Origin of the sequence: Pseudomonas sp. NPDC077186 (assembly GCF_044543505.1) — a bacterium.
Lineage (GTDB): Bacteria > Pseudomonadota > Gammaproteobacteria > Pseudomonadales > Pseudomonadaceae > Aquipseudomonas.
The window spans coordinates 577,765-602,704 of record NZ_JBITWE010000001.1; the positions used below are offsets into that span (position 1 = coordinate 577,765).

Here is a 24,940-nt window from a genome sequence, read left to right on the forward strand (position 1 = left end):
CCGGGCAGCGCCGCCACCCTCGTAGGGTGCGCCGCGCGCACCAGATCAAAGGCCGCCCTGCAGGCGCTCGCGGGCCATGCGGTCGGCGATCGCGGTGGTGGTGGCGCCTTCGCGCTCGGCGCGCTGGAAGATCTCCGTCAGGGTCGGGCCGATGCCTTCGATATGCGCCTTGAGCTGGGCGACGCTGCCGCCGGTGCGCTCGTAGCAGACGTCAATGATGCCGCCGGCGTTGATCGCGTAATCCGGCGCATACAGGCATTCGCGGCGACGCAGGGTCTCGGCCAGGCTGGCATCGGCCAGCTGGTTGTTGGCGGCGCCGGCGATGATCGGCGCGCGCAGCGCTTCGAGGGTCTGCGGGTTGACGATGGCGCCGAGGGCGCAGGGGGCGAAGACGTCGACGTCGAGGCCGTAGATATCGTGCTGGCCGACCGCCGTGGCGCCGAGCTGGGCGACCGCGCGCTGCACGTTGGCGGCATGGATATCGGTCACCCACAGCTGGGCGCCGGCATCCTTGAGCAACCTGGCCAGGCCGAAGCCGACCTGGCCGACGCCCTGGATGGCCACGCGGATGCCGGAAAGATCCTGACGGCCGAGGCGATGGGCCACCGCCGCCTGGATACCGACGAACACGCCATAGGCGGTGGACGGCGACGGGTCGCCATCGCGGCTGCCGCCGTCGAAGGCCTCGCGCTGGCCGGCGCCGGCCACGTGGCGGGTGCGTTCGGCCATGATCTGCATCTCGGCCACGCCGGTGCCGGAATCCGCCGCGGTGATATAGCGCCCGCCGAGGCTGTCGACGAAATCGCCCATGGCCTGGAACAGCGCCTCGCTCTTGCCGCTGTGCGGGTCGCCGATGATCACCGCCTTGCCGCCACCGAGCGGCAGACGGGCCAGGGCCGACTTGTAGGTCATGCCGCGCGACAGGCGCAGCACGTCGCGCAGCGCTTCCTCGTCCGAGGCGTAGTTCCACATGCGGCAGCCGCCCAGAGCCGGGCCGAGGGTGCTGTCGTGGATGGCGATGATGGCTTTCAGGCCGCTGGCCTTGTCGTGGCCGTAGACCACCTGTTCGTGCTGATCGAAGTCGACGTGGGTGAAGACGGACATCGGGTTACCTCGGGTATCGGATTGTAAAAGGCCGCCCCGCTCCCAGGCGGGAGGGGGTGGCAAGGGGTGACAGGGAAGATCAGGCGGCCGGTTCGAACAGCTGCACCGCGGCGATTTCGCTGACGGCCAGGCGTGCCTTGAGCTGCGCGGCCTGCTCGCGCACCTTGGCCAGCGCCGCCTCCTTGACATGGCCGTAGCCGCGTATCTGCTCCGGCAGCTCGGCCAGCGCCAGCGCCGTGCGGTAGTTGCCGGCATTGAGCTCGGCGAGCAGGTGGGCCACGGTCGCCTCGTAGTCCGCGATCAGCTCGCGCTCCAGTTTGCGCTCGGCGCTATGGCCAAAGGGATCTAGCGCCGTGCCGCGGAGGAACTTGAAGCGCGCCAGCACGGCGAAGGCCTTGAGCATCCAGGGGCCGAAGGCGCGCTTGCGCGGTTGACCGGTGAGCGGGTCGGGCTTGCTCAACCAGCTCGGCGCCAGGTGGAACTGCAGCTGGTAGTCGCCTTCGAACTGCGCCTCGAGCTGCTTGGTAAAGGCGGCGTCGCTGTACAGCCGCGCCACCTCGTACTCGTCCTTGTAGGCCAACAGCTTGAAGTAGTAGCGCGCCACCGCCTTGCTCAGGCGCTGCTCGGCATCGCCATCGGCCTGGCGCACGCGCGCCACCAGCTCGCGATAGCGCGCGGCGTAGGCGGCGTTCTGGTAGGCGCTCAGACGCTGCGCACGATCCTCGACGATTTCCTCCAGGCTCTGGCAACGCGGCGCCTCGGCCACCTTGGGCGCGGCCAGCTTCTCCACCGCAGCCAGGTCATGGGCGGCGCGGCGGCCCCAGAGAAAGGCCTGCTGGTTGAGCTGCACGGCCACGCCATTGAGTTCGATGGCCTTATTGATGGCCTCGGCCGACACCGGCACCAGGCCCTTCTGATAGGCGAAGCCGAGCATAAACAGGTTGGTGGCGATGCTGTCGCCGAGCAGGCGGGTGGCCAGGCGGGTGGCGTCGACGAACTGGGTCTTGGCCGCGCCGACCGCCTCGATGATGGCCTCGCGCATGGCGGCGCCGGGCACCTGGGCATCGGGGTTGCGGGTGAACTCGGCGGTGGCCGCCTCGTGGCTGTTGACCAGCGCATGGGCGATCTTGTCGTTGAGCTTGGCCAGGGCCTCCTCGCTGGCAGACACCACCAGGTCGCAGCCGAGCAGCAGGTCGGTCTCGCCGGCGGCGATGCGCACGGCGTAGATATCCTCCTGTTTGGCGGCGATGCGGATATGGGTGACCACCGGGCCGAACTTCTGCGCCAGGCCGGCCTGATCCAGCACGCTGCAGCCCTTGCCTTCGATATGCGCGGCCATGCCCAGCAAGGCGCCGACCGTGGTCACGCCGCTGCCGCCGACGCCGGGCAGGAGAATGTTCCACGGACGCTCCAGCGCAGGCTGGCGCGGCTCCGGCAGGGCGATAAACAGCGCGCCCAGGCCCACCGCCTCGGGCTTGCGCAAGCTGCCGCCGTGCACGGTGACGAAGCTCGGGCAGAAGCCTTCCAGGCAGCTGAAATCCTTGTTGCAGGCGTTCTGGTCGATCTCGCGCTTGCGCCCCAGCTCGGTCTCCAGCGGCAGCACCGACAGGCAGTTGGACTTCACGCTGCAGTCGCCGCAGCCCTCGCACACCGCCGGGTTGATAAAGGCGCGCTTGGCCGGGTCGACCAGCTTGCCGCGCTTGCGCCGGCGGCGCTTCTCGGTGGCGCAGGTCTGATCGTAGAGGATCACCGACACGCCCTTGAACTCGCGCAGCTCGCGCTGCACGGCGTCCAGCTCGCGGCGATGGTGGAAGGTGACGATGGGCGCGAAGGTGGCACGGGTCGGGTACTTGTCCGGCTCGTCGCTGACCAGGGCGATACGCTTGACCCCCTCGGCATAGACCTGCTGGCTGAGCTGGTCGATGCGCAACTCGCCGTCGATGGGCTGGCCGCCGGTCATGGCCACCGCGTCGTTGTAGAGGATCTTGTAGGTGATATTGACTCCGGCGGCGACCGAGGCGCGCAGGGCCAGTTGGCCGGAATGGAAGTAGGTGCCGTCGCCGAGGTTCTGGAACACGTGCGGGGTGTCGGTGAACGGCGCCTGGCCGATCCAGGTCGCGCCCTCGCCGCCCATCTGGGTAAAGGTGTCGGTGTTGCGGTCCATCCACTGGGTCATGTAGTGGCAACCGATGCCGCCCAGGGCGCGGCTGCCTTCCGGCAGCTTGGTCGAGCTGTTGTGCGGGCAGCCGGAGCAGAAATGCGGGGTGCGCGCGGTGCTGTGCTTGGGCGCGGCCAGCGCCGCCTCCTTGGCGGCGAGGAAGGCCAGGCGCTCCTCGATCACCGGGCTGGAATAGATCGGCGCCAGGCGCTTGGCGATCACTCGGGCGATCATCGCCGGGGTCAGCTCGGAGAGGTTCGGCAGCAAGGACACGCCCTGCTCGTCGAACTCGCCGACCACCCGCGGGCGCTTGCCCACCGGCCAGTTGTACAGCTGGCCGGTCAGCTGGTCCTCGATGATGCTGCGCTTTTCCTCCACCACCAGGATTTCGTCCAGGCCCTCGGCGAACTCGTGCACCGACACCGGCTCCAGCGGCCAGCTCATGCCGACCTTGAGCACGCGCAGGCCGACCTGGGCGCAGAGTTGCTCGTCGAGGCCGAGGTCATTCAGCGCCTGGCGCACGTCCAGATACGATTTTCCCGTGGTGATAATGCCGAGGCGCGGATTGGGCGAATCGAGCTTGATCTGGTTGAGCTTGTTGGCCAGGGCGAAGGCGCGCGCGGCGTAGATCTTGTAGGTGTTGAGGCGCTTTTCCTGGACCAGGGGCGGGTCCGGCCAGCGGATGTGCACGCCGTCTTCCGGCAGTTGGAAATCTTCCGGAATCTTCACCTCGACCCGCAGCGGATCGACCTCCACCACGGCCGAGGAATCGACGTTCTCGGCGATGGTCTTCAGCGCCACCCAGCAGCCGCTGTAGCGCGACAGCTCCCAGCCGATGATGCCGTAGTCGAGGATTTCCTGGACGTTGGCCGGGTTGAGCACCGGAATCGAGGCGGCGATAAAGGCGTGCTCGCTCTGGTGGGCGATGCTCGAAGACTTGCAGCCATGATCGTCGCCGGCCAGCAGCAGCACGCCGCCATGAGGGGAAACGCCGGCGGAGTTGCCGTGCTTGAACACGTCGCCGCAACGATCGACACCCGGGCCCTTGCCGTACCACATGGCGAACACGCCATCGTAGCGCGCGCCGGGGAACAGGCTGGTCTGCTGGCTGCCCCAGCAGGCGGTGGCGGCCAGTTCTTCGTTGACCCCGGGCTGGAAGTGGATGTGGTTGTCCTTGAGGTACTGCTTGGCGTCCCACAGGCTCTTGTCCAGGTTGCCCAGCGGCGAGCCACGGTAACCGGAGATAAAGCAGGCGGTGTTCAGGCCATGGGCGGCGTCACGCTGCTTCTGCAGCATGGGCAGGCGGGTCAGCGCCTGGGTACCGGTCAGGTAGAGGTGACCGGTGGCGAGACGGTACTTGTCATCCAGGCGGATCTCGGCCAGTGACATGCGGGCGCTCCTTTTATTTTTATGGCGACCTGGGCGGCAACGGTAGGTGCCACCCTCTTCTGCCCCGCCAGGATCGCTGCACGGGACGACTGGGCAAAATCATGACCGAGGGGTTCCGCTTTTTTCTTTCTATTTTTGGGCTGCGGCGGCAATACTGCGCATGATCCTTCCAACAATCACAAGAAAACGGAAACAAGCATGCAGGACAAACTGAGCCCCATCGACCGCAAGATTCTCCGCCTGCTGCAGCACGATGCCGACCTGTCCGCCGCCGAGGTGGCGGAGAAGGTCGAGCTGTCGCAATCGCCCTGCTGGCGGCGGATTCACCGCATGCAGGAGGAAGGCCTGATCGAACGCAAGGTCGCCCTGCTCAACCCCAAGCAGCTGGGACTGGGCATGACGGTGTTCGTCGACATCAAGCTGTCGGCCCACGGCCGCGGCAATCTGGAAGAGTTCGAGCAGGCGGTGGTGGGCTACCCGCAGGTGCTGGAGTGCTACACCATGGCCGGCGGCTCGGACTACCTGCTCAAGGTGGTGGCCAAGGACATCGCCGACTACGAGCGTTTTTTGCGCGACCACCTGTTGCAGCGCCCGCACGTGCAGGAGGCGCATTCCAATATCGCCATGAGCGAGGTCAAACGCACCACCGAACTGCCGCTGGATTGACCGCCCGGCCCGTAGCCCGGATGCAATCCGGGGCCGTCCGGCGAGGCATTTCCGGATTGCAGCCGGGTTACAGCAGCAGCCCGTCGCTGGCCAGGCGAACGCCGGGCGGCAAAACGCCGGGATGATCCAGCAACCAGGCGTCGAAGGCGTGGCCGATATGGGTCAGCACCGCTTGCTTCGGCTGCAGGCGTTCGATGACTTCGAGCGCGCGGGTCAGGTCGTTGTGGTTGCGTGGTGCGACGGGTTGCGGGGCGGTGGAGCAATCGAGCACCAGCAGATCCAGCGGCGCACGCCCGAGCTCGGCACAGCTGGCCTCGGGTACGCCGACTGTATCGGTGAGGTAGGCGATACGCCTGCCCTGCCCTTCGAACCCCTTCCCCTCAAACAAATACCCAAAGGTGGGCTTGGAGTGGGTCAGCGGTAGCGCGGTGACCTGCAGTTCGCCCAATTGGCGACGCTCGAATGCGGCGAATGGCTGGCTGAAATCGAGAATGCCGGGGTGCTTGTACAGATCGGCCAGCCCTTCCGGGTCGTCCGGGCCATGCACCGGAATCACCAGTCCCTGGCCCCAGCGCAGGTGCAACAGGCCCTGGGCGTGGTCGGCGTGGTAGTGGGTCTGCAGAATGCCGCTGAGACTGTGCGGCGCGAAGCGCTCGGTGAGATCGGTCAGGCCGCTGTCGATCAGCCAGCGCTGCGCGCCGCATTCGATCAGCGCGCAACAGGGGCCACGGCGCCGCGCCGGATACACGCGTGCCGCATCGCATGCCGGGCAACTGCAGTTGTACACGGGCACCTGACGGGCATCGCCGGTACCAAGCAGGGTCAGGCGCATTGGCGGGCCTCGTCGAGCAGATGCAGCAGGCGGCTGACGGTTTGTTGCAGGGGGCCGGAGTTGTCGAGGATGACAGTGCGTTCCCTATCCTCCTGCTGCAACTTGCGGCTGCGCGCCAGGCGCTGCTCGATCTGCTCCGGCGTTTCCCGGCCACGGGTCAGCAAGCGCTGGCGCAGCACCGCTTCGTCGACCTGCAGAAGAATCGCCAGCAGATCCGGATAGCGCTGGCGCGCAGCCTCGAGATGACCGCGCGAGCCATTGATCAGCACGTCCTGGCCGGCGCTCAGCCAGTCGTCGATCTCGCGCGGGATGCCGTAGGCCAGACCGTTGGCACGCCAGCTCAGGGCGAAGGCGCCCTCGCCCTGCAGACGCTCGAACTCGTCCGGGGTGACGCCCAGTGCATCCTCGCCGACGGACTCCGCGCTACGGGTGATAACCCGCCGGGCGAAACGGCAGCCGTGCGCCTCCAGCGGCGCACGCGCGGCTTGCAACAGGCTGTCCTTGCCCGAGCCCGAAGGCCCCACCAGATAGATCAACCTGCCCTGCATCAGAATACCCTTCGTGCTTGGCGCCACACCTGCTGGATCACCGGCTGCTGGTCATGGGCCCTGGCCTGTACCAGGTCGGCGCGCAGACCGACGCGGATCTCGCCGCGGTCATCCAGTCCGGCCGCCCTGGCCGGCGCGCGGCTCACGGTGGCGATGGCCGCAGGCAAATCATAGTCGTTGTCCTGCCCGGCGAGCAGCCAGGCCGCATGCAGCAGGCTGGCCGGGTAGTAGTCGCTGGAGAGGATATCCAGCACGCCGTGGCGCGCCAGTTCGGCGGCGGCGATATTGCCGGAGTGCGAGCCGCCGCGCACCACATTCGGTGCCCCCATCAGCACCTTCAGCCCCAGCTCGTGGCTGGCTCTGGCCGCTTCCAGGGTGGTGGGAAACTCCGCGATGGCCATGCCGAAGCCGGCCGACTCCTGCACGTGGGCCAGGGTCGCGTCGTCATGGCTGGCCACCGAGATGCCGCGGGCGTGGCAGTCTTCGACTATGGCGCGACGCTGGCGGTCGCTGTACTGACGCGAGTTGGCGATCTGTTCCTGGAGAAAATCCTCCATCTCCGCCGGGCTCAGGTGGTACTTGCCCATGTAGTACTCGCGGTACTTCTCCACCTTGGCGAACTGGCGCTGGCCGGGTGAGTGGTCCATCACCGACACCAGCGCCACCAACGGGTGCTCCACCAGGTCGCGGTAGATGGTCAGGGCATCGGGGTGGCACAGCTCGCAACGCAGGTGCAGGCGGTGCTCGGCGCGGGTCTGCCCCGCCGCCTCGCTGGCGGCGATGGCCTCGATCATCGCCGGCAACTGCTGCATGCGCCGGCCACGCGGGTTGATGTCGCCGATGGCCAGCGCATCGAACACCGTGGTGATGCCGGCGGCGACGATTTGCGCATCGTGGGTCAGCACCGCCGAGATCGACGGCCAATCCACGCCAGGCCTGGGGCTCATGTGTTTTTCCAGGTTGTCGGTGTGCAGCTCCACCAGCCCCGGCAGCAGGTAATCGCCGCCCAGGTCCTGGGCCTGCGGCAGGCGACTGGCGCCCTCGTCCACCGCGGCGATCAGCCCGTCACGCAGCAACAGGGTGCCGAGGAACTCGCGCTCGGCAGTGACGATACGGGCGTTGCTGAGAATCTGTTCAGACGACATAGACGTACTCCGGTTGCGCCGCGGCGACGCTCATGTCGAGGTAACGGTCGGTCACCGCCTCGCGGGCGATGCGGTCGTGGAAGATGCCGATCAGCGCGCTGTCGGCCGCCTTGGCTTCGAGAATCAGCTCCAGCACCACCTGGCGGTTGGCGTCGTCCAGCGAGGCGGTGGGTTCGTCGAGCAGCAGCACCGGCCACTCGACCATGAAGCCGCGGGCGATATTGACGCGCTGCTGCTCGCCGCCGGAGAAGGTGCCCGGCGCCAGTTGCCAGAGCGCCTCGGGGATATTCAGCCGACTCAGCAGGCTCTTGGCCCGCGCCTCGGCGTCACTGCGCGTCCAGCCGCGGGCCAACGCCGGCTCCATCACCACGTCCAGGGTAGAGACGCGCGGGATGACCCGCAGGAACTGGCTGACGTAACCCAGGCTCTGCCGGCGCACCGCCAGCACCTGGCGCGGCTCGGCGCCGACCAGCTCAACTGGCTCGCCCTGGTGACGGATGCGAATGCTGCCGCCGGCCGCCAGATAGTTGCCGTACAGCGTGCGCAGCAGGGTCGACTTGCCGGCGCCGGACTGGCCGTGCAGCACCAGGCACTCGCCGCCGCGCACGGCGAAATTCAGGTCACGCAGCACCTGCAGGACGACGCCGTTCTGCTGGTGCAGGGTGAAGGTCTTGCTGAGGCCGCTGACCTCGATCAGGTTGTTCATACACACCTCGGTTACCGTCGTAGCCCTGATTTCCTCGGGGCTACGGGTGGTCGGTTGTAGGGTGGATGGCGCTTTATCCATCCACCGATGGCGACTCGCTGGTGGATGAGAAGAGCGTCATCCACCCTACGCAGCGCCAGCTCGCGGTACGCTCATGGCTGCAAGACGGACGACACCAGCAGCTGCGAATAGGGATGCTGTGGATCGTCGAGAATCTGATCCGTCAGCCCTGCCTCCACCACCTTCGAACGGCGCATCACCATCAGCCGGTCGGCCAGCAGGCGCGCCACCGCCAGGTCGTGGGTGACGATCACCACCGCCAGATCCAGCTCGCGCACCAGGCCACGCAGCAGGTCGAGCAGGCGCGCCTGCACCGACACGTCCAGCCCGCCAGTCGGCTCGTCCATAAATACCAGGCGCGGTGCGGAGACCAGGTTGCGGGCGATCTGCAGGCGCTGCTGCATGCCGCCGGAGAAGGTGCGTGGCAGGTCGTCGATACGCGCCGGGTCGATCTCCACCTGGCTCAGCCAGTCGAGCCCGGCGGCGCGCAGCTCGCCATAGTGGCGCACGCCCTGGGCCATCAGCCGCTCGCCGATATTGGCGCCGGCCGACACCGCCATGCGCAGGCCGTCACGCGGGTTCTGCTCGACGAAGCCCCACTCGGTGCGCAGCAGCGTGCGCCGCTCGGCCTCGCTGGCGCTGTACAGGTCGAGCCACTGGCCGTCGCGAGCGCGATAACTCACGCTGCCGCGGTCCGGCGGGCAGCGCCCGGAAAGCAGGCTGAGCAAGGTGGACTTGCCCGAGCCGGACTCGCCGACGATGCCCAGAACCTCGCCGGGATAGAGGTCGAAGCTGACGCCCTGGCAACCCTTTTCCGGGCCGTACAGGCGGGTGAGATCACGCGCCGAGAACAGCGGCTCGGCCGCTGCCACGGCAGGTTGCAGACGTTCGGCAACGCTCATTGCAGGTTCTCCTCGGTGCGCTGGCGGCAGTAGTCGGTGTCTGAGCAGACGTAGCGCTTGCTGCCGGCGTCGTCGACGATCAGCTCGTCGAGGAAGGATTCCGTGCTGCCACAGAAGGCGCAGCACTCGTCCCACTGCTGCACGGCGAAGGGGTGATCCTCGAAGTCCAGACTGACCACGTGGGTAAAGGGCGGCACCGCGTACAGGCGCTTTTCACGCCCCGCGCCGAACAGCATCAGCGCCGGGCTCATGTCCAGCTTGGGGTTGTCGAATTTCGGGATTGGCGACGGGTCCATCACGTAGCGCTCGTCCACCGTCACCGGGTAGGCGTAGGCGGTGGCGATATGGCCGAAGGTGGCGATGTCCTCATACAGCTTCACATGCATCACGCCGTAGTCCTCCAGCGCATGCATGGTCCGCGTCTCCTGCTCGCTCGGCTCGATAAAGCGCAGAGGCTCGGGGATAGGCACCTGGTAGACCATGATCTGCCCGGCCGACAGCGGCGTTTCCGGGATGCGGTGGCGGGTCTGGATCACACTGGCCTCCACCGTGCGTTCGGTGGTGGCGACGCCGGCGGTGCGGGCGAAGAAGCGGCGGATCGACACCGCGTTGGTGGTGTCGTCAGCGCCCTGGTCGATCACCTTGAGCACGTCGTCCGCGCCGAGAATGGCGGCGGTCAGCTGCATGCCGCCGGTGCCCCAGCCATAGGGCAGCGGCATCTCGCGGCCTCCGAAAGGCACCTGGTAACCGGGGATCGCCACCGCCTTGAGCAGGCCACGGCGGATCATGCGCTTGGTCTGCTCATCCAGATAGGCGAAGTTGTAGGCCGACGCCTCGCGGGCGCCGCTTGCGATGGAAAGGTTCATCAGCGGTTCTCCTCTGCCGGCGCCTGTCGGCGCAGCTTGCGGATCAGTTCCAGTTCGGCCTGGAAGTCGACGTAGTGCGGCAACTTCAGGTGCGAAACGAAGCCGGCGGCCTCGACGTTGTCGCAGTGCATCAGCACGAATTCCTCTTCCTGCGCCGGACCCTGCACTTCCTCGCCGTACTCGGCGGTTCGCAGCGCGCGGTCGACCAGGGCCATGCCCATGGCCTTGCGCTCGGCGTAACCGAAGGCCAGGCCGTAGCCGCGGGTGAACTGCGCCTGCTCGGCACTTTCACCGACGAACTGGTTGACCATCTCGCACTCGGTGATTTCGATGTCGCCCAGCGGCACGGCGAAACCCAGTTCGGCGGGCGTCATCCACACCTCGACGTCGCCGATGCGGATCTCCCCGGCGAAGGGGTGGTTGCGTCCGTAACCACGCTGGGTGGAATACCCCAGCGCCAGGAGGAAGCCCTCGTCGCCACGGGCCAGCGCCTGCAGGCGCTCGGCGCGGCTGGCGGGAAAGGCCAGCGGCTCGCGGGTGATATCGGGTACCGGCGCGCCGTCGTCCGCCTCGCGGGCCATCAGGCCTTCGCTTGCAAGAAAATCCAGCACCCGCGGACAGGGCTTGGGCTCATCGGTAACGACCGCTTCTGGCGCCGGATAGTTGCCCTCGGCCAACAGGGCGAAATCCAGCAGGCGGTGGGTGTAATCGAAGGTCGGGCCGAGCAGTTGACCACCGGGCAGGTCCTTGAAGGTGGCGGAGATGCGTCGCTCCAGCTGCATCTGCGTGGTATCCAGCGGCTCGCTGGCACCGAAGCGCGGCAGCGTGGTGCGGTAGGCGCGCAAGAGGAAGATGGCTTCCATCAAGTCACCTGCGGCCTGCTTGATGGCCAGCGCGGCCAGTTCGTCGTCGTACAGCGAGCCTTCGCTCATCACACGGGCCACGGCCAGCGGCAGCTGCTGGCGGATCTGCTCAACGCCCAGTTCGGCGACGGCAGTATCACCGCGGCGACGGCTGGCCAGCAGTTGATGGGCATTGTCGATGGCGCGTTCGCCACCCTTGACGGCGACATACATCAGGCAGCCTCCTCGGTTTCGATCAGCACGTGGGTGCTGCGTGGCAGGCCGATCACCTCGCCGCCAGCGGCGAAGAAGCAGTCCAGGCCACGGGGAAAAGCGCTGCGCGCCTGGCGCTGCTGCCAGAACGAGGCCGGCAACGGCAGGCTGACGCTGCGCACGTCCTTGATGCCCGGACCGCGCCAGCGCAGGGCTGGGCCAGCGTGCAGATCGTCGAGTTGAATCAGCAGCGTGCAGGACTGATCCGGGTAGCGTTCGCTGCCGTTGTCGAAGTCCGACAGATCGCTCAACTCGCTCTCATCGAGCAGCGCAAACAGGGCGATCTCGCGCTCGGCGACGATCGGGCAGCCGCAGTGGAAGGCCAGGTTGGCGCGAATCAACGGCGTATCGAAGCGCGGCGCCAGCCATAGCGGCGTGTCGCTGTCGAGAAAGGCCAGGCACAGGCCGTAGGTGGCCGGGGTCAGATCGCCCAGGGTGTGGGCGCGGTCCATGGCGCGTGGTAGGCCCGGTTCGGCCAGGGCGCCGAGGGCGGCGCGGAAGCTGAGCTGGGCGTCCAGCACCGGGTCGTCGAAAGCCGGTTGCAGCCAGTGCGAGCTGTGCGGCGCGTTCATCAATCCTCTCCTCTGACCAGGGTGAAGAACTCCACCTGGGTGGTGGCAGTCTGTGCGGCCCGAGCCAGTCGCTGTTCGCGCTGCTGGCGGGCCAGGGGTTCGATCAGGTCACCGAGCCAGCGCGCCTGGTCACTGCCCTGCAGGTGGGCGTCGGCCAATGCCGCCAGTTCGGCGCGGCGCTTGTCGCGGCCTGCCAGGTAGCTGTAGCCGGTACGGCCGTCGGCCAGGCGCACCACGCAGCGGGTCACGGTCATCTCGCCGAGGTTGAAGGCGCTGCCGGTGCCGCCCATGCGCCCGCGCACCAGGGTCATGCCCACCTCGGGGGCGCGGATCAGCTGGTAGGCGCTGTCTTTCAGCGCCGCCTCATGGGCATCGAGGGCGTCGCCGGCGCGGGCCAGCACGCCCATCCAGCGCTGGCGCGCGGCGATGTTCGGATCATGGTCGTTCATGCGGGTCTCCATCAGGTCGCTACCTGGTACTGGAAGCGGTCGGCGCGGCTGCTGGACTGCGCCAGCTCCACCGCCCGGCCAGCGGGATCGCGGGACAAAGTGAGTACGCTGAGCAACGGCGCATGGCGCGGCATCAGCAGGTGCGCGGCCTCTTCGCGGCTGGGCAGACGCGCGCCAATCAGGCTGAAGGTGCGCGCCAGGGGCAGGTCGCGCTCGGCCAGGTACTGGCGCAGCGAGCCGCCCTGGTAGTCGGCCAACAGTGGCGCCAGGCTGGCGCAGAAGCGGTGGCGGATCAGGCTCAACGGCTGGCCCTCGAGCAGACGCAGGGTGGTCAGCTCGATCAACTCGCTGCCGTCGGGCAGTTGCAGGTGGCGGCACTCCTCGCTGCTGCCGGTAAGGCGCAGCTTCTCGATCAGTTTCGCCTCGACCCGGTGGCCGAGCGCCGACAGCGACTGGCTGAAGGCACTGCCCGCCTCCACCGGATACACCAGCGGCTTGGCCAGCACCTGGGTGCCCTTGCCCTGGCGGCGCAGCAGGCGGCCTTCGAGCACCAGCTCGTCCACCGCACGGCGCAGGGTGTGGCGGTTGACGGAAAAACGTGCGGCCAGTTGCATCTCGCCCGGCAGGTAGTCGCCTGGGCTCATGCGTTGCAGGTCTTCGCGCAACACGGCGGCCAGCTCGCGGTACAGCGGTTCGCTTTGTCTAGACAAGTTCATCGTTTGCAAAGGGCGCACGCAGGCGCCCTCCTCCTCCTTCAGATAAAGAGCTTGCGCAGGCGCTGTGACAGGATGTCGATGGCGCTCACCACCAGGATGATCACGATCAGCAGGGCGCAGGTCTGGGCGAACTGGAAGCCGCGTATGGCCTCCCAGAGGATCACCCCGATACCGCCGGCGCCGACCATGCCGACCACGGTGGCCGAGCGCACGTTGGACTCGAAGCGGTACAGCGAATAGGAAATCCACAGCGGCAGCACCTGCGGGATTACACCGAAGATCACCTCCTGCAGGGCACTGGCACCGGTGGCGCGCACGCCTTCGACCGGGCCCGGGTCGATGGCCTCGACCGCCTCGGCGAACAGCTTGGCCAGCACCCCGGTGGTGCTGACGAACAGCGCCAGCACGCCAGCGAAGGGGCCGAGGCCGACCGCGACGACGAAGAGCATGGCGAAGACCATTTCATTGATCGAACGGCAGGCATCCATCACCCGCCGCACCGGCTGATAGATCCACCAGGGCACGATGTTCTCCGAGCAGAGAATGCCCAGCGGAATGGCGCAGACGATGGCCAGCACCGTGCCCCAGAGGGCGATCTGCACGGTAACCACCATCTCCTTGAGGTAGTGCTGCCAGTTGCTGAAATCTGGCGGAAAGAAGTCGGCGGCGAAGGTGGCCATGTTGCCGGCATCGCGCACCAGCGCCAGCGGGTTCATTTCCGCGCCCTGCCAGGACCAGGCAAGCACGGCAAAGAACAGGCCCCAGCCGATCAACTGCAACCAGCTGCGTTTGCTATCGACGGTCGGGGTATGGGTGGTCAAAGTGGTCATCGAGGCATCTCGGGGAAAACGACTGCAGTCAGCCCCTCGGTCAATGCCGAGGGGCTGCCAGGATCAACCGGCGCTGGCGCCGCCCTGCTTCTCACGCTCGGCCATACGCTGTTCCAGCTTGGCCAGTTCGGCGTCCAGCTCCTTGAGCTGAGCCTGCTTGTCGGCGTCCTTGAGCTTGTCGTTGTTGGCCACTTCGGTGCGCTTCTTGAACAGTTCGAGCTGACGAATCGGCAGCAGCTGATCGTCATCCGAGGCGCGGAACTTGCCCCACTGCAGCCCTTCCAGCACTTTCAGTTCCTGCGGCTGATCGCCATAGGTCATGAAGAACTCACGCAGCTTGTCGCGGGTTTCCTGCGGCAGGTTCTTGCGCCAGACGATGGGGTCGGACGGGATCAGCGGCGAGGTCCAGATCACCTTGAGCTGGGCGGCCTTGTCCGGCGCGGTCACTTCCAGACGCTCCATGCCCTCGCTGTTGAAGGTGCCGACATCGACCTGCTTGTTGGCCACCGACAGGGCGTTGACCTCGTGGCTGCCGTTGAGCGAGCGCTTGAAGATCTTGCCGGCGTCGGCGTTGTTCTGGGCGAACACGTAGTAACCGGGCACCAGGTAACCCGAGGTGGAGTTCGGGTCGCCGTTGGCGAAGGTCAGGCTCTTGGCGTTCTTGAGCATGTCCTCGACCGAGTTGATCGGGCTGTCCTTGTGCGCCACCAGCAGGCTGTAGTAGCCCTGTGCGCCGTTGGCCGCCACGGTCTGGGCGAAGATCTCGCCGCCGGCGCGGTCCACCGCTTCCATCGCCGACTTGTTGCCGTACCAGGCCACGTCGACCTTGTCGAAGCGCATGCCCTGGATGATCCCGGCATAGTCCGGGGCGAAGAAGGCGTTGATCTTCACCCCGGTCTGCTTGCTCATGTCAGCCAGGAAGGGATCCCACATGGCCTTGAGGTTCTGCGAGGACTCGGTGGAGATGATGCCGAAGTTGAGTTCCTCGGCGGCCTGGACCGAGCCCAGCAGGGAACCGGTGACGAGCGCGGAAGCAGCCAGCACCTGGCCGATGCGTTTGAACATGGAGCACACTCCTGTTGCTAGTTGGCGTTGGTTTTTCGAATGAGGAAAGTGACGTCAGGCCTTGGCCAGCGTCAGCGGACGTTCCACGGCCCGTGGGCGCTGCCCTTGCGGCAGTAGCAGGCGGATATCGAGATCGCCGCCGTAGAGGTCATTGAGGAAGTCGGGGTTGAAGCTTGCGGTGGGTCCGTCGAAATGAATGCGCCCGCCCTTGAGCGCCACGGCGCGCTGGCAGTAGCGCACCGCGTAGTCGACCTGATGCAGGGTCACCACCACCGTCTTGCCGTCGCGGCGGTTGATATCGGCGAGAATCTCCATCACCTTGCGCGCCGACTCCGGGTCGAGCGAGGCGATCGGCTCGTCGGCGAGGATCACCTCGGCCTGCTGACACAGGGCGCGGGCGATGGCCACGCGCTGCTGTTGGCCGCCGGATAGCGTGGAAGCGCGCTGGGCAGCGAACTCGGCCAGCCCGACGCGTTCCAGCGCCACCATCGCGCGCTGCTTCTCCTCGGCGCTGAACAGGCTGAGGCTGCCACGCCAGCGCGGCATGCGGCCGAGGCCGCCGAGCAACACGTTCTGCAGCACGCTGAGGCGGCCGACCAGATTGAACTGCTGGAAGATGTAGCCGATGTCGGCACGCAGGCGACGCACCTCGCCGTTCAAGCGGCCTTCGGCCTGCACCTGGCGACCAAGCACCTCGATGCTACCGCCGCCGGTGCGGTCGCAGCAGGCCAAGCCGGCCAAATGCCGCAGCAGGGTCGACTTGCCCGAGCCGGAGGCACCGATCAGCGCCACCATCTCGCCCGGCTGCACCGACAGCGCCAGGTCGAACAACGCCTGTTTGCGGCCGAAGCTCTTGTTCAGACGGTCGACTCGAATCACTGCGCGCATGGGCTGGCCCTCTACTATCATTGGCGATAAGAAGGCGGCGCCTGGCCGCCACCTGGTGTAGACCAAGGTAGGCACAAGCTGTGTCAGAGCCGTGAAACGGGGATGACGATCGAGTGACCGGAGCTTGAATTTTTTATGCCCGAGCACAGCCCGAGCACGACTTCTGCCGAGTACTGCGCATTTCTGACAGCCGGTGCTGGCATATCGCCTTTACCTGGCCCAAAATTCGACACGTAATTGGCGTCAAGGAACTGTTCAGATGACCCTTAGGTCATAACGACGCATAACGCGATACTGGTTGAACGGCTAGTGCTAAAGATGGTCAAACCGGTGACAATCTTGATACTGACTACCAGTCTCGCTCTCCTGAACTAACCGGTTTAATGTATGCGCCCTATGAAACAGGCTACCTATTCCAGCCGTACGGCTGACAAATTCGTCGTTCGCTTGCCCGACGGCATGCGTGAGCGTATCGCTGACGTAGCACGCAACCATCACCGCAGCATGAACTCGGAAATCATCGCCCGCCTGGAGCAGAGCATGCTGCAGGAGGGCGCCTTGGGCGACGAGCTCAACCTGCGCCTCGACAGCCCCGAACTGAGCCTGCACGAGCGCGAACTGCTGCAGCGTTTCCGTCAGCTGTCGCGCCGCCAGCAGAACGCCCTGGTCGCCCTGATCGCCCACGACGTGGAAATGGCCGCCGAAGAAGCCTGAGGCGGGCCCCACAAAAAAACCGGCCTTGAGCCGGTTTTTTTATTCCTGCCATTCCTGACAGCAGCCCTGGCGGGCCGTAGAGAAGCGCGGAGCGAACTCCGCGCCAATCAGCCAACGAAACTGAGCAACACCCCCGCCGCCACGGCCGAGCCGATCACCCCGGCCACGTTCGGGCCCATGGCGTGCATCAGCAGGAAGTTCTGCGGATTGGCTTCCAGCCCCACCTTGTTCGACACCCTGGCGGCCATCGGCACCGCCGAGACGCCGGCCGAGCCGATCAGCGGGTTGACCTTATGGGTGCTGAACACATTCATCAGCTTGGCCATCAGCACGCCGGCGGCGGTGCCGGCGCAGAAGGCGACCATGCCCAGCAGCAGGATGCCCAGGGTCTTGAGCTGCAGGAAGGCCTCGGCCGACAGCTTGGAGCCCACGGTCAGGCCGAGGAAGATGGTGACGATGTTGATCAGCGCGTTGCGCGAGGTATCGGCCAGGCGCTCGACCACGCCGCACTCACGCAGCAGGTTGCCGAGGGCGAACATGCCGATCAGCGGCGCGGCGTCCGGCAGCAGCATGCCGATCAACAGGCACAGCACGATGGGGAAGATGATCTTCTCGGTCTGCCCCACCGGACGCAGCTGCTGCATGACGATGGCGCGCTCCTCCTTGGTGGTCAGCGCGCGCATGATCGGCGGCTGCAGCAGCGGCACCAGGGCCATGTAGGCGTAGGCCGCGACGGCGATGGGGCCGAGCAGATCCGGCGCCAGCTTGGAGGTGACGAAGATCGAGGTCGGCCCGTCCGCCCCGCCGATGATGGCGATGGACGCCGCCTCCTTGAGGGTGAACTCCATGCCGGGAATGCCCAGCGCAGTGATCGCCAAGGCGCCGAGCAGAGTGCCGAAGATGCCGAACTGCGCGGCGGCGCCAAGCAGCAGGGTCTTGGGGTTGGCCAGCATCGGCCCGAAGTCGGTCATGGCGCCGACGCCGAGGAAGATCAGCAGCGGGAAGATGCTGGTGGGCAGCCCCACCTCATAGATCAGGTGGAGGAAACCGGCGCCCTCGGCCATGTTGGCCACCGGGATGTTCGACAGCAGGCCGCCGAAACCGATGGGCACCAGCAACAGGGGCTCGAAGCCCTTCTTGATCGCCAGGTAGATCAGCAGCATGCAGACCGCGATCATGAACGCCTGACCGGGCTCCAGGTGGTACAGGCCGGTGCTCTGCCAGAGCTTGAGCAGCTTTTCCATGGCGCGCCCCTCAGCCGATGGTCAGCAGGCTGTCGCCCACCGCCACCGCATCGCCGACCTTGACGTTGACCGCCCCGACGCTGCCGGCCTTGAAGGCGCGGATCTCGGTTTCCATCTTCATCGCCTCGAGGATGATCACCAGCTGGCCCTCCTCCACGGCCTGGCCGGGTTGCACCAGCACCTTGAAGATATTGCCGGCCAGCGGTGCCGCCTGCGGCTCGCCGCCGCCCACGGCAACGGGCGCGGCAGCGGCAGGTGCAGCAGCGGCACTGCCACCGAGCGGCTTGATGCCTTCTATATCGCCGCCTTCGTTGACCTGCACGACGAACGACTTGCCATTGACCTCGACGCTGTACACCTCGGGCTTGCCGGCCTCGCGAACCGGGGTCTCCTTGCCGGTCGGCGCCGGCTCGAAGGCCGCCGGATTGCCGCGGTTCTCCAGGAACTTCAGGCCGATCTGCGGGAACAGCGCGTAGGTCAGCACGTCGTCGATCTCGTCGGCGGCCAGCTTGATGCCCTTCTCCTGGGCGATGCCCTTGAGTTCGGCGGTCAGCTTGTCCATCTCGGCCTCGAGCAGGTCAGCCGGACGGCAGGTGATCGCCTCGGCGCCATCGAGCACGCGCGCCTGCAGTTCGGCGTTGAACGGCGCGGGCGCGGCGCCGTATTCACCCTTGAGCACGCCGGCGGTTTCCTTGGTGATGGACTTGTAGCGCTCGCCGGTGAGCACATTGATCACCGCCTGGGTGCCGACGATCTGCGAGGTCGGGGTCACCAGCGGGATGAAGCCGAGGTCTTCGCGCACGCGCGGGATCTCGGCCAGCACCTGGTCGAACTTGTCCTGGGCGCCCTGCTCCTTGAGCTGGCTTTCCATATTGGTGAGCATGCCGCCCGGCACCTGGGCGACCAGGATGCGCGAGTCGACGCCCTTGAGGTTGCCCTCGAACTTCGCGTACTTCTTGCGCACCTCGCGGAAGTAGGCGGCGATTTCCTCCAGCAGCTCCAGGTTCAGCCCGGTGTCGCGCTCGGTGCCCTGGAACATGGCCACCACCGACTCGGTCGGCGAATGGCCGTAAGTCATCGACAGCGAGGAAATCGCGGTGTCGACGTTGTCGATACCGGCCTCCACCGCCTTGAGGATGGCCACCGACGACAGCCCCGCGGTGGCGTGGCACTGCATATGGATCGGGATGGCCAGGCTGGCCTTGAGGCGCGACACCAGCTCGAAGGCGGTGTAGGGGGTGAGGATGCCGGCCATGTCCTTGATGGCGATGGAGTCGGCGCCCATATCCTCGATCTGCTTGGCCAGATCGACCCACATCTGCAGGCTGTGCACCGGGCTGGTGGTGTAGGAGATGGTGCCCTGGGCATGCTTGCCCTGGCGCTTGACAGCCTGCAGGGCGGTCTGCAGGTTGCGCGGATCGTTCATAGCGTCGAACACGCGGAACACGTCGACGCCGTTGACTGCCGCACGCTCGACGAATTTTTCCACCACGTCGTCGGCGTAGTGACGGTAGCCCAGCAGGTTCTGGCCGCGCAGGAGCATCTGCTGGCGAGTGTTGGGCATGGCCTTCTTCAGCGCACGGATACGCTGCCAGGGGTCTTCGCCCAGGTAGCGGATGCAGGCATCGAAGGTCGCACCGCCCCAGGACTCCACCGACCAGAAGCCGACCTGATCGAGCTTGGGCGCGATCGGCAGCATATCCTCCAGGCGCAGGCGAGTGGCCAGGATGGATTGGTGGGCGTCGCGCAGCACCACATCGGTGATCCCGAGTGCTTGTTTAACGGCAGTCATACAGGTGCTCCCTCTAGAACCTGATCAACCGCGGCGGGCGCGGTGCTGATGAATGGCGGATTGAATGGCAGCCAACAATTCGGCATCCGGCTCTTGGCTGACCGGTTTGCCACTGGGTACTGCAGAAGAGGTGACGGGGGCCGGCGTATGCGGGACGAAGACGTCGATCAGACGCGACATCAGGCGCACCGCCACCACCAGCAACAGCAGAAAGACAAACACGAAACCCATGCCGAACAGCATGAGCTCGACACCCTCGAGCAGGAGTTCACTGGGGGTCATCTTGGCTCCTTTTGCCAGCAGCTCGCGGGCTGCATTCATTATTGATTAGGAGCGCCCAGGGTCGCCCCCCGGGCAAAGCTGGCGAACCTTAGCCTGAAACGAGCGTTTCAAGCAAACCCCAAACAGACTAGGCGGGGATTTTATGTAGTGGCTACAGCACTTCCACTACCCGAGGCCGAAGAAGGGCATTGGCATGCCGCCTCAGCCCCTCCCCCGAACAACCCCTGCGCCTGGCCCGAGCCGCCTCGATGACGGCACGCTGCCTAGAGCAGGAAGATCGACGCCAGCCCCAGGAAGATGAAGAAACCGCCGCTGTCGGTCATCGCCGTGATCATCACGCTGGCCCCCATGGCCGGGTCGCGCCCCAGGCGCGCCAGGGTCATGGGGATCAGCACCCCCATCAGCGCCGCCAGCAGCAGGTTGAGGGTCATCGCCGCGGTCATCACCACGCCCAGCGACCAGCTGTCGTAGAGCAGATAGGCCACCACGCCGATCACCCCGCCCCAGAGCAGGCCGTTGATCAGGGAAACGCCCAGCTCCTTGCGCAGCAGGCGCGAGGTATTGCCGGTGCCGACCTGATCCAGCGCCATGGCGCGGACGATCATGGTGATGGTCTGGTTGCCGGAGTTGCCGCCAATGCCAGCGACTATGGGCATCAGCGCGGCCAGGGCCACCAGCTTCTCGATCGAGCCCTCGAACAGGCCGATCACCCGCGAGGCGAGAAAGGCGGTGACCAGGTTGATCGCCAGCCAGGCCCAGCGGTTGCGCACCGACTTCCACACCGAGGCGAAGATGTCCTCTTCCTCGCGCAGACCGGCCATGTTGAGCACTTCGCTTTCGCTCTCCTCGCGGATCAGGTCGACCATCTCGTCGATGGTCAGACGACCGATCAGCTTGCCGTTCTTGTCCACCACCGGGGCGGAAATCAGGTCGTAGCGCTCGAAGGCCTGGGCGGCGTCGTAGGCGTCCTCGTCCGGATGGAAGGTCACCGGGTCGTCGGCCATCACCTCGCCGACCTGCTTGTCCGGGTCGTTGACCAGCAGACGCTTGATCGGCAGCACGCCCTTGAGCACGCCGTCGTAGTCGACCACGAACAGCTTGTCGGTGTGGCCCGGCAGCTCCTTGAGGCGACGCAGGTAACGCAGCACCACCTCCAGGCTGACGTCTTCGCGGATGGTGACCATCTCGAAGTCCATCAGCGCGCCGACCTGGTCCTCCTCGTAGGACAGCGCCGAACGCACCCGCTCGCGCTGCTGCGCATCGAGCGACTCCATCAGCTCGTGGACCACGTCGCGCGGCAACTCCGGCGCCAGGTCGGCCAGTTCGTCGGCGTCCATGTCCTTGGCCGCGGCGAGGATCTCGTGATCGTCCATGTCGGCGATCAGGGTCTCGCGCACCGCGTCGGACACTTCGAGGAGAATGTCGCCGTCGCGCTCGGCCTTGACCAGCTGCCAGACGGTCAGACGGTCGTCGAGCGGCAGGGCTTCGAGGATGTGGGCTATATCCGCGGGGTGCAGGTCGTCGAGCTTGCGCTGCAGCTCGGCGAGGTTCTGCCGGTGCACCAGGTTCTCGACCAGGTCGTGATGCTGGCCTTCCTGACGATGGGTCAGGTCTTCCACCAGCTTGTGCCGATGCAGCAGTTCGACCACCTGGGCCAGGCGATCCTGCAGGCTCTCTTGCGGCTTCTTGGCTTCTACTTCAGTCATAGCGCGCTCCACCCCCAGTTGGCGGGCACGCCAAAGGGGATCAATCAGGTTTTACGCGATCGTCAAATCGGGTTTGGTAACTACTGGGTAAGTCCATGGTGGTATTCCACAAGCCCCGGCGGGGCTGACGCGGCAAATGATAACACCGCAATACGGCTTTGCACGCGAGAAAAGCCAGGCAAGAACAATTGCTTGCATCACAAACTTCAATCCGCGCTGAAATCCTGTTGCTGCGACGCCAGCCACGCTCGGCAGGACACCCTGGCACGCACGGAACAACGGGCTAAGCTGATCCAGGCACCCGTCAAGGAGGACGCCCCATGCAAGGACTGCTGCGCGCCGCATTCTGCGCCGCCCTGCTCTACCCCACCCAGGCCAGCCTGGCCGCCACCGTGTTCCGCTGTGAAGACGCCAACGGCCATATCACCTTCACCCGCCACGGCTGCCCGACGGAGCAGCAGCAGCGAACCCAGAACGCCCGCAACCAGACGCCGAGCAGCGGCAAGGCCGTGCCACTGGCCAAGCCCGCACGCAGCTCGCGAGCAAGCGGGGCCAGAGAACTGGTGGTGGTCGGTCAACAGGATGACGGCTGCGGCAACCGGGTTACCGGCAGCGCGCGACGGGCCGCGATCATCAAGCAGGAGATTCGCAGCGGCATGACGCGCAGCGACGTGGAAAGCAGCCTGGGCAAGCCACACAAGATCAGCCGGCAGAACGGCCTGCAGCGCTACCACTACCGCGACAACAGCGGCAACACGCGCCAGGTGAGCTTCGACGAAGCTGGCTGCGTCAAAGGCAAATAAAAAGGGCCTGCATCGCTGCAGGCCCTTCGGGTATGGCGGACTCAGGAGGATTCGAACCTCCGACCGCTCGGTTCGTAGCCGAGTACTCTATCCAGCTGAGCTATGAGTCCGTTACGGGCTGCGTTAAAACTACTGCGCTCGGCCATGCTGCGTTGAAATCCGGCTCAGAATGCTCATTTAGCGGACTAAACTGCGCTTCTTCGCCTGATGTCGCCTTGCCTGACCTTCGCTCGCTACGTTTTAACGAAGCCCTTGGCGCTTTTAGACCAGATCACCGCTGGTTGAAACAACCTGGCTCGCATCGCTGCGTGCCATTCGATATGGCGGACTCAGGAGGATTCGAACCTCCGACCGCTCGGTTCGTAGCCGAGTACTCTATCCAGCTGAGCTATGAGTCCGTTTAGCGCTTTTAGACCAGATCGCTGCTGGCTGAAACAAAATGGCTTGCACTGCTGCAAGCCATCCTAGATGGCGGACTCAGGAGGATTCGAACCTCCGACCGCTCGGTTCGTAGCCGAGTACTCTATCCAGCTGAGCTATGAGTCCGTGTCGCTGTTGCCGACCAGGCGTGCTGCCTGCCTGATCGACTAAATATGGCGGAGAAGGGGGGATTCGAACCCCCGACACCCTTTTGAGGTGTACTCCCTTAGCAGGGGAGCGCCTTCGGCCACTCGGCCACCTCTCCGCAACACGGGGCGCATGATAAACATGTTTTCCCCGTTTGCAAACAAAAATTTGTAGAAAAATTAGTGGCTTGGTTCGTCACCCTTCTCTTTCTGGATGCGCTGGTAGATTTCTTCACGGTGCACGGCAACCTCTTTGGGCGCGTTGACGCCAATGCGCACCTGATTACCTTTCACACCCAACACGGTGACAGTCACATCGTCACCGACCATCAGGGTCTCTCCGACCCGGCGAGTCAGAATCAGCATTCCTTTCTCCTCACGGATTTCATTTTCAGGACAACAGTCTGCAAAAAAGAAAATGGTGGCAGCCCCCAACGAACTCAAGCCCGGGAACCTTCACCCAAGTATTGACCAGAGCGCGCAGAAAGAAAGTTCCGACGCAACAGTCAAAAAGACGAAAGGCGCGGAACCAGCCGCGCCTTTCGGATCATGCGTTACTCGCCCTGTCGTGCCGGGGCGTCGAGCTCGAAGGCAGTGTGCAGTGCGCGCACGGCCAGTTCCAGATATTTCTCCTCGATCACCACGGAGACCTTGATTTCCGAGGTGGAGATCATCTGGATATTGATGCTTTCCTTGGCCAGGGCCTCGAACATGCGGCTGGCGACGCCTGCGTGTGAGCGCATGCCGACGCCAACGATGGAGACCTTGGCGATGTTGGTGTCGCCGACCACTTCGCGGGCACCCAGCTCGCCTGCGGTCTTCTGCAGCACGGCCAGGGCGTTGTTGTAGTCGTTGCGGTGCACGGTGAAGGTGAAATCGGTGGTGTTATCGTGCGAGACGTTCTGCACGATCATGTCCACTTCGATATTGGCGGCGCTGACCGGGCCGAGAATCTTGAAGGCGATGCCCGGGATATCCGGCACCCCACGGATGGTCAGCTTGGCTTCGTCGCGGTTGAAGGCGATGCCGGAAATGATCGGCTGTTCCATGGATTCCTCTTCATCAAGGGTAATGAGGGTGCCCGGCCCCTCCTGGAAGCTGTGCAGGACGCGCAGCGGGACGTTGTACTTGCCGGCGAACTCCACCGAACGGATCTGCAGCACCTTGGAACCGAGGCTGGCCATTTCCAGCATTTCCTCGAAGGTGATCTTCTCCAGGCGCTGGGCCTGCGGCACCACGCGCGGGTCGGTGGTGTAGACGCCGTCGACGTCGGTGTAGATCTGGCATTCGTCGGCCTTCAGCGCCGCGGCCAGGGCCACGCCGGTGGTGTCGGAGCCGCCGCGACCGAGGGTGGTGATGCTGCCCTGCTCGTCGACGCCCTGGAAGCCGGCGACGACGACGACGCGACCGGCCTTGAGGTCGGCACGAATCTTCTGGTCGTCGATCTGCAGAATGCGCGCCTTGTTGTGCGCGCTGTCGGTGAGGATGCGCACCTGGTTGCCGGTGTAGGACACCGCCGGCACGCCGCGCTTGATCAGCGCCATGGCCAGCAGGGCGATGGTCACCTGCTCGCCGGTGGACACCATCACGTCCAGTTCGCGCGGTACCGGCTCACCGTCGCTGACCTGTTTGGCCAGGTCGATCAGGCGGTTGGTCTCGCCGCTCATGGCGGAGACCACGACAACGATGTCGTCGCCCTTCTCGCGGAACTTCTTCACCTTCTCGGCCACCTGCTGGATACGCTCGACGGTGCCGACTGAGGTGCCTCCAAACTTCTGTACGATCAAAGCCATTTCAAAAAGCCGCCTGATTCCTCGAAGGG

The 24,940-nt window shown here is 65.6% G+C and carries 24 protein-coding genes and 4 tRNA genes; 3 read left to right on the forward strand and 25 right to left on the reverse strand.

Translation table 11 applies throughout. The features are described 5' to 3' along the window. Positions 1-45: 45 nt before the first annotated feature. Together ACIGKL_RS02580 and ACIGKL_RS02585 are read right to left on the reverse strand one after the other, a co-directional pair. Positions 46-1,104, reverse strand: a complete 1,059-nt coding sequence (locus ACIGKL_RS02580; RefSeq protein ID WP_397485159.1) for a Leu/Phe/Val dehydrogenase — start codon at positions 1,102-1,104, stop codon at positions 46-48. A gap of 79 nt (positions 1,105-1,183) precedes the next feature. Further along, entirely contained in the window at positions 1,184-4,651 is a 3,468-nt protein-coding gene (locus tag ACIGKL_RS02585) for an indolepyruvate ferredoxin oxidoreductase family protein (protein WP_397485160.1), read from the reverse strand. Between the two features lie 198 nt (positions 4,652-4,849). Here ACIGKL_RS02585 and ACIGKL_RS02590 point away from each other — a divergent pair, with 198 nt between their 5' ends. After that, positions 4,850-5,317: an Lrp/AsnC family transcriptional regulator gene (locus ACIGKL_RS02590; protein ID WP_397485161.1), complete on the forward strand. Its 468-nt coding sequence runs from the start codon at positions 4,850-4,852 to the stop codon at positions 5,315-5,317. A gap of 67 nt (positions 5,318-5,384) precedes the next feature. Here ACIGKL_RS02590 and phnP read toward each other — a convergent pair whose 3' ends face one another. From phnP to phnC, 13 genes are all read right to left on the reverse strand, one after another. Then, entirely contained in the window at positions 5,385-6,149 is a 765-nt protein-coding gene (gene phnP / locus ACIGKL_RS02595) for a phosphonate metabolism protein PhnP (RefSeq protein WP_397485162.1), read from the reverse strand. Next, positions 6,140-6,697, reverse strand: coding sequence for a phosphonate metabolism protein/1,5-bisphosphokinase (PRPP-forming) PhnN (gene phnN, locus ACIGKL_RS02600; protein ID WP_397485163.1), 558 nt, complete (start codon positions 6,695-6,697; stop codon positions 6,140-6,142). Before phnN ends, phnP begins: the two co-directional genes overlap by 10 nt. After that, positions 6,697-7,842 carry an alpha-D-ribose 1-methylphosphonate 5-triphosphate diphosphatase gene (locus tag ACIGKL_RS02605; protein WP_397485164.1) on the reverse strand — a complete coding sequence of 382 codons (1,146 nt, stop codon included), beginning with the start codon at positions 7,840-7,842 and terminating at the stop codon, positions 6,697-6,699. Before ACIGKL_RS02605 ends, phnN begins: the two co-directional genes overlap by 1 nt. Then, positions 7,832-8,548: a phosphonate C-P lyase system protein PhnL gene (phnL, locus tag ACIGKL_RS02610; RefSeq protein ID WP_397485165.1), complete on the reverse strand. Its 717-nt coding sequence runs from the start codon at positions 8,546-8,548 to the stop codon at positions 7,832-7,834. Before phnL ends, ACIGKL_RS02605 begins: the two co-directional genes overlap by 11 nt. Before the next feature lie 152 nt (positions 8,549-8,700). Further along, positions 8,701-9,510, reverse strand: coding sequence for a phosphonate C-P lyase system protein PhnK (gene phnK, locus ACIGKL_RS02615; protein ID WP_397485166.1), 810 nt, complete (start codon positions 9,508-9,510; stop codon positions 8,701-8,703). Then, positions 9,507-10,376: an alpha-D-ribose 1-methylphosphonate 5-phosphate C-P-lyase PhnJ gene (locus ACIGKL_RS02620; RefSeq protein WP_397485167.1), complete on the reverse strand. Its 870-nt coding sequence runs from the start codon at positions 10,374-10,376 to the stop codon at positions 9,507-9,509. Before ACIGKL_RS02620 ends, phnK begins: the two co-directional genes overlap by 4 nt. Next, the gene (locus ACIGKL_RS02625) at positions 10,376-11,452 is read right to left on the reverse strand and encodes a carbon-phosphorus lyase complex subunit PhnI (protein WP_397485168.1); all 1,077 of its coding nucleotides are present in this window, start codon (positions 11,450-11,452) and stop codon (positions 10,376-10,378) included. Before ACIGKL_RS02625 ends, ACIGKL_RS02620 begins: the two co-directional genes overlap by 1 nt. Then, the gene (phnH, locus tag ACIGKL_RS02630; RefSeq protein WP_397485169.1) at positions 11,452-12,063 is read right to left on the reverse strand and encodes a phosphonate C-P lyase system protein PhnH; all 612 of its coding nucleotides are present in this window, start codon (positions 12,061-12,063) and stop codon (positions 11,452-11,454) included. Before phnH ends, ACIGKL_RS02625 begins: the two co-directional genes overlap by 1 nt. Further along, positions 12,063-12,512 (reverse strand): phosphonate C-P lyase system protein PhnG, encoded by a 450-nt coding sequence (phnG, locus tag ACIGKL_RS02635; protein ID WP_397485170.1) that lies wholly within the window; start codon positions 12,510-12,512, stop codon positions 12,063-12,065. The genes phnH and phnG overlap by 1 nt, the downstream gene beginning before the upstream one ends. A gap of 11 nt (positions 12,513-12,523) precedes the next feature. After that, positions 12,524-13,246 (reverse strand): phosphonate metabolism transcriptional regulator PhnF, encoded by a 723-nt coding sequence (gene phnF, locus ACIGKL_RS02640; RefSeq protein ID WP_397485171.1) that lies wholly within the window; start codon positions 13,244-13,246, stop codon positions 12,524-12,526. A 20-nt stretch (positions 13,247-13,266) separates the two neighbouring features. Continuing rightward, the gene (gene phnE, locus ACIGKL_RS02645) at positions 13,267-14,058 is read right to left on the reverse strand and encodes a phosphonate ABC transporter, permease protein PhnE (RefSeq protein WP_397485172.1); all 792 of its coding nucleotides are present in this window, start codon (positions 14,056-14,058) and stop codon (positions 13,267-13,269) included. A gap of 63 nt (positions 14,059-14,121) precedes the next feature. After that, positions 14,122-15,123 (reverse strand): phosphonate ABC transporter substrate-binding protein, encoded by a 1,002-nt coding sequence (gene phnD, locus ACIGKL_RS02650; RefSeq protein ID WP_397485173.1) that lies wholly within the window; start codon positions 15,121-15,123, stop codon positions 14,122-14,124. A gap of 54 nt (positions 15,124-15,177) precedes the next feature. After that, complete coding sequence (gene phnC / locus ACIGKL_RS02655; protein WP_397485174.1) at positions 15,178-16,011, reverse strand: phosphonate ABC transporter ATP-binding protein; 834 nt, start codon at positions 16,009-16,011, stop codon at positions 15,178-15,180. 387 nt (positions 16,012-16,398) lie between these two features. Here phnC and ACIGKL_RS02660 point away from each other — a divergent pair, with 387 nt between their 5' ends. Next, entirely contained in the window at positions 16,399-16,725 is a 327-nt protein-coding gene (locus tag ACIGKL_RS02660; protein ID WP_031303295.1) for an Arc family DNA-binding protein, read from the forward strand. 107 nt (positions 16,726-16,832) lie between these two features. On the opposite strand, the gene ACIGKL_RS02665 is transcribed toward ACIGKL_RS02660, so the two are convergent. The 4 genes from ACIGKL_RS02665 to mgtE all read right to left on the reverse strand — a co-directional run bounded on the left by ACIGKL_RS02665 (position 16,833) and on the right by mgtE (position 21,749). After that, a complete protein-coding gene (locus tag ACIGKL_RS02665) occupies positions 16,833-17,969 on the reverse strand; it encodes a sodium ion-translocating decarboxylase subunit beta (protein WP_397485175.1) in 1,137 nt (378 codons plus the stop codon). Positions 17,970-17,979: 10 nt separating this feature from the next. Beyond that, entirely contained in the window at positions 17,980-19,761 is a 1,782-nt protein-coding gene (gene oadA / locus ACIGKL_RS02670) for a sodium-extruding oxaloacetate decarboxylase subunit alpha (protein ID WP_397485176.1), read from the reverse strand. A 24-nt stretch (positions 19,762-19,785) separates the two neighbouring features. Next, the gene (locus ACIGKL_RS02675) at positions 19,786-20,043 is read right to left on the reverse strand and encodes an OadG family protein (RefSeq protein WP_397485177.1); all 258 of its coding nucleotides are present in this window, start codon (positions 20,041-20,043) and stop codon (positions 19,786-19,788) included. A 263-nt stretch (positions 20,044-20,306) separates the two neighbouring features. Then, a complete protein-coding gene (mgtE, locus tag ACIGKL_RS02680; protein ID WP_021444690.1) occupies positions 20,307-21,749 on the reverse strand; it encodes a magnesium transporter in 1,443 nt (480 codons plus the stop codon). A gap of 320 nt (positions 21,750-22,069) precedes the next feature. Here mgtE and ACIGKL_RS02685 point away from each other — a divergent pair, with 320 nt between their 5' ends. Continuing rightward, positions 22,070-22,552 (forward strand): DUF4124 domain-containing protein, encoded by a 483-nt coding sequence (locus tag ACIGKL_RS02685; protein WP_397485178.1) that lies wholly within the window; start codon positions 22,070-22,072, stop codon positions 22,550-22,552. Positions 22,553-22,585: 33 nt separating this feature from the next. On the opposite strand, the gene ACIGKL_RS02690 is transcribed toward ACIGKL_RS02685, so the two are convergent. The 6 genes from ACIGKL_RS02690 to ACIGKL_RS02715 form a co-directional block, all read right to left on the reverse strand. Then, positions 22,586-22,662: transfer RNA gene (locus ACIGKL_RS02690), tRNA-Arg, on the reverse strand. A 211-nt stretch (positions 22,663-22,873) separates the two neighbouring features. Beyond that, a tRNA-Arg gene (locus ACIGKL_RS02695) sits at positions 22,874-22,950 on the reverse strand. Positions 22,951-23,021: 71 nt separating this feature from the next. Then, a tRNA-Arg gene (locus ACIGKL_RS02700) sits at positions 23,022-23,098 on the reverse strand. 48 nt (positions 23,099-23,146) lie between these two features. Beyond that, a tRNA-Ser gene (locus ACIGKL_RS02705) sits at positions 23,147-23,237 on the reverse strand. A gap of 61 nt (positions 23,238-23,298) precedes the next feature. Continuing rightward, positions 23,299-23,484: a carbon storage regulator CsrA gene (gene csrA / locus ACIGKL_RS02710; protein ID WP_003244478.1), complete on the reverse strand. Its 186-nt coding sequence runs from the start codon at positions 23,482-23,484 to the stop codon at positions 23,299-23,301. Between the two features lie 188 nt (positions 23,485-23,672). Further along, positions 23,673-24,911 (reverse strand): aspartate kinase, encoded by a 1,239-nt coding sequence (locus tag ACIGKL_RS02715; RefSeq protein WP_397485179.1) that lies wholly within the window; start codon positions 24,909-24,911, stop codon positions 23,673-23,675. Positions 24,912-24,940: the final 29 nt, after the last annotated feature.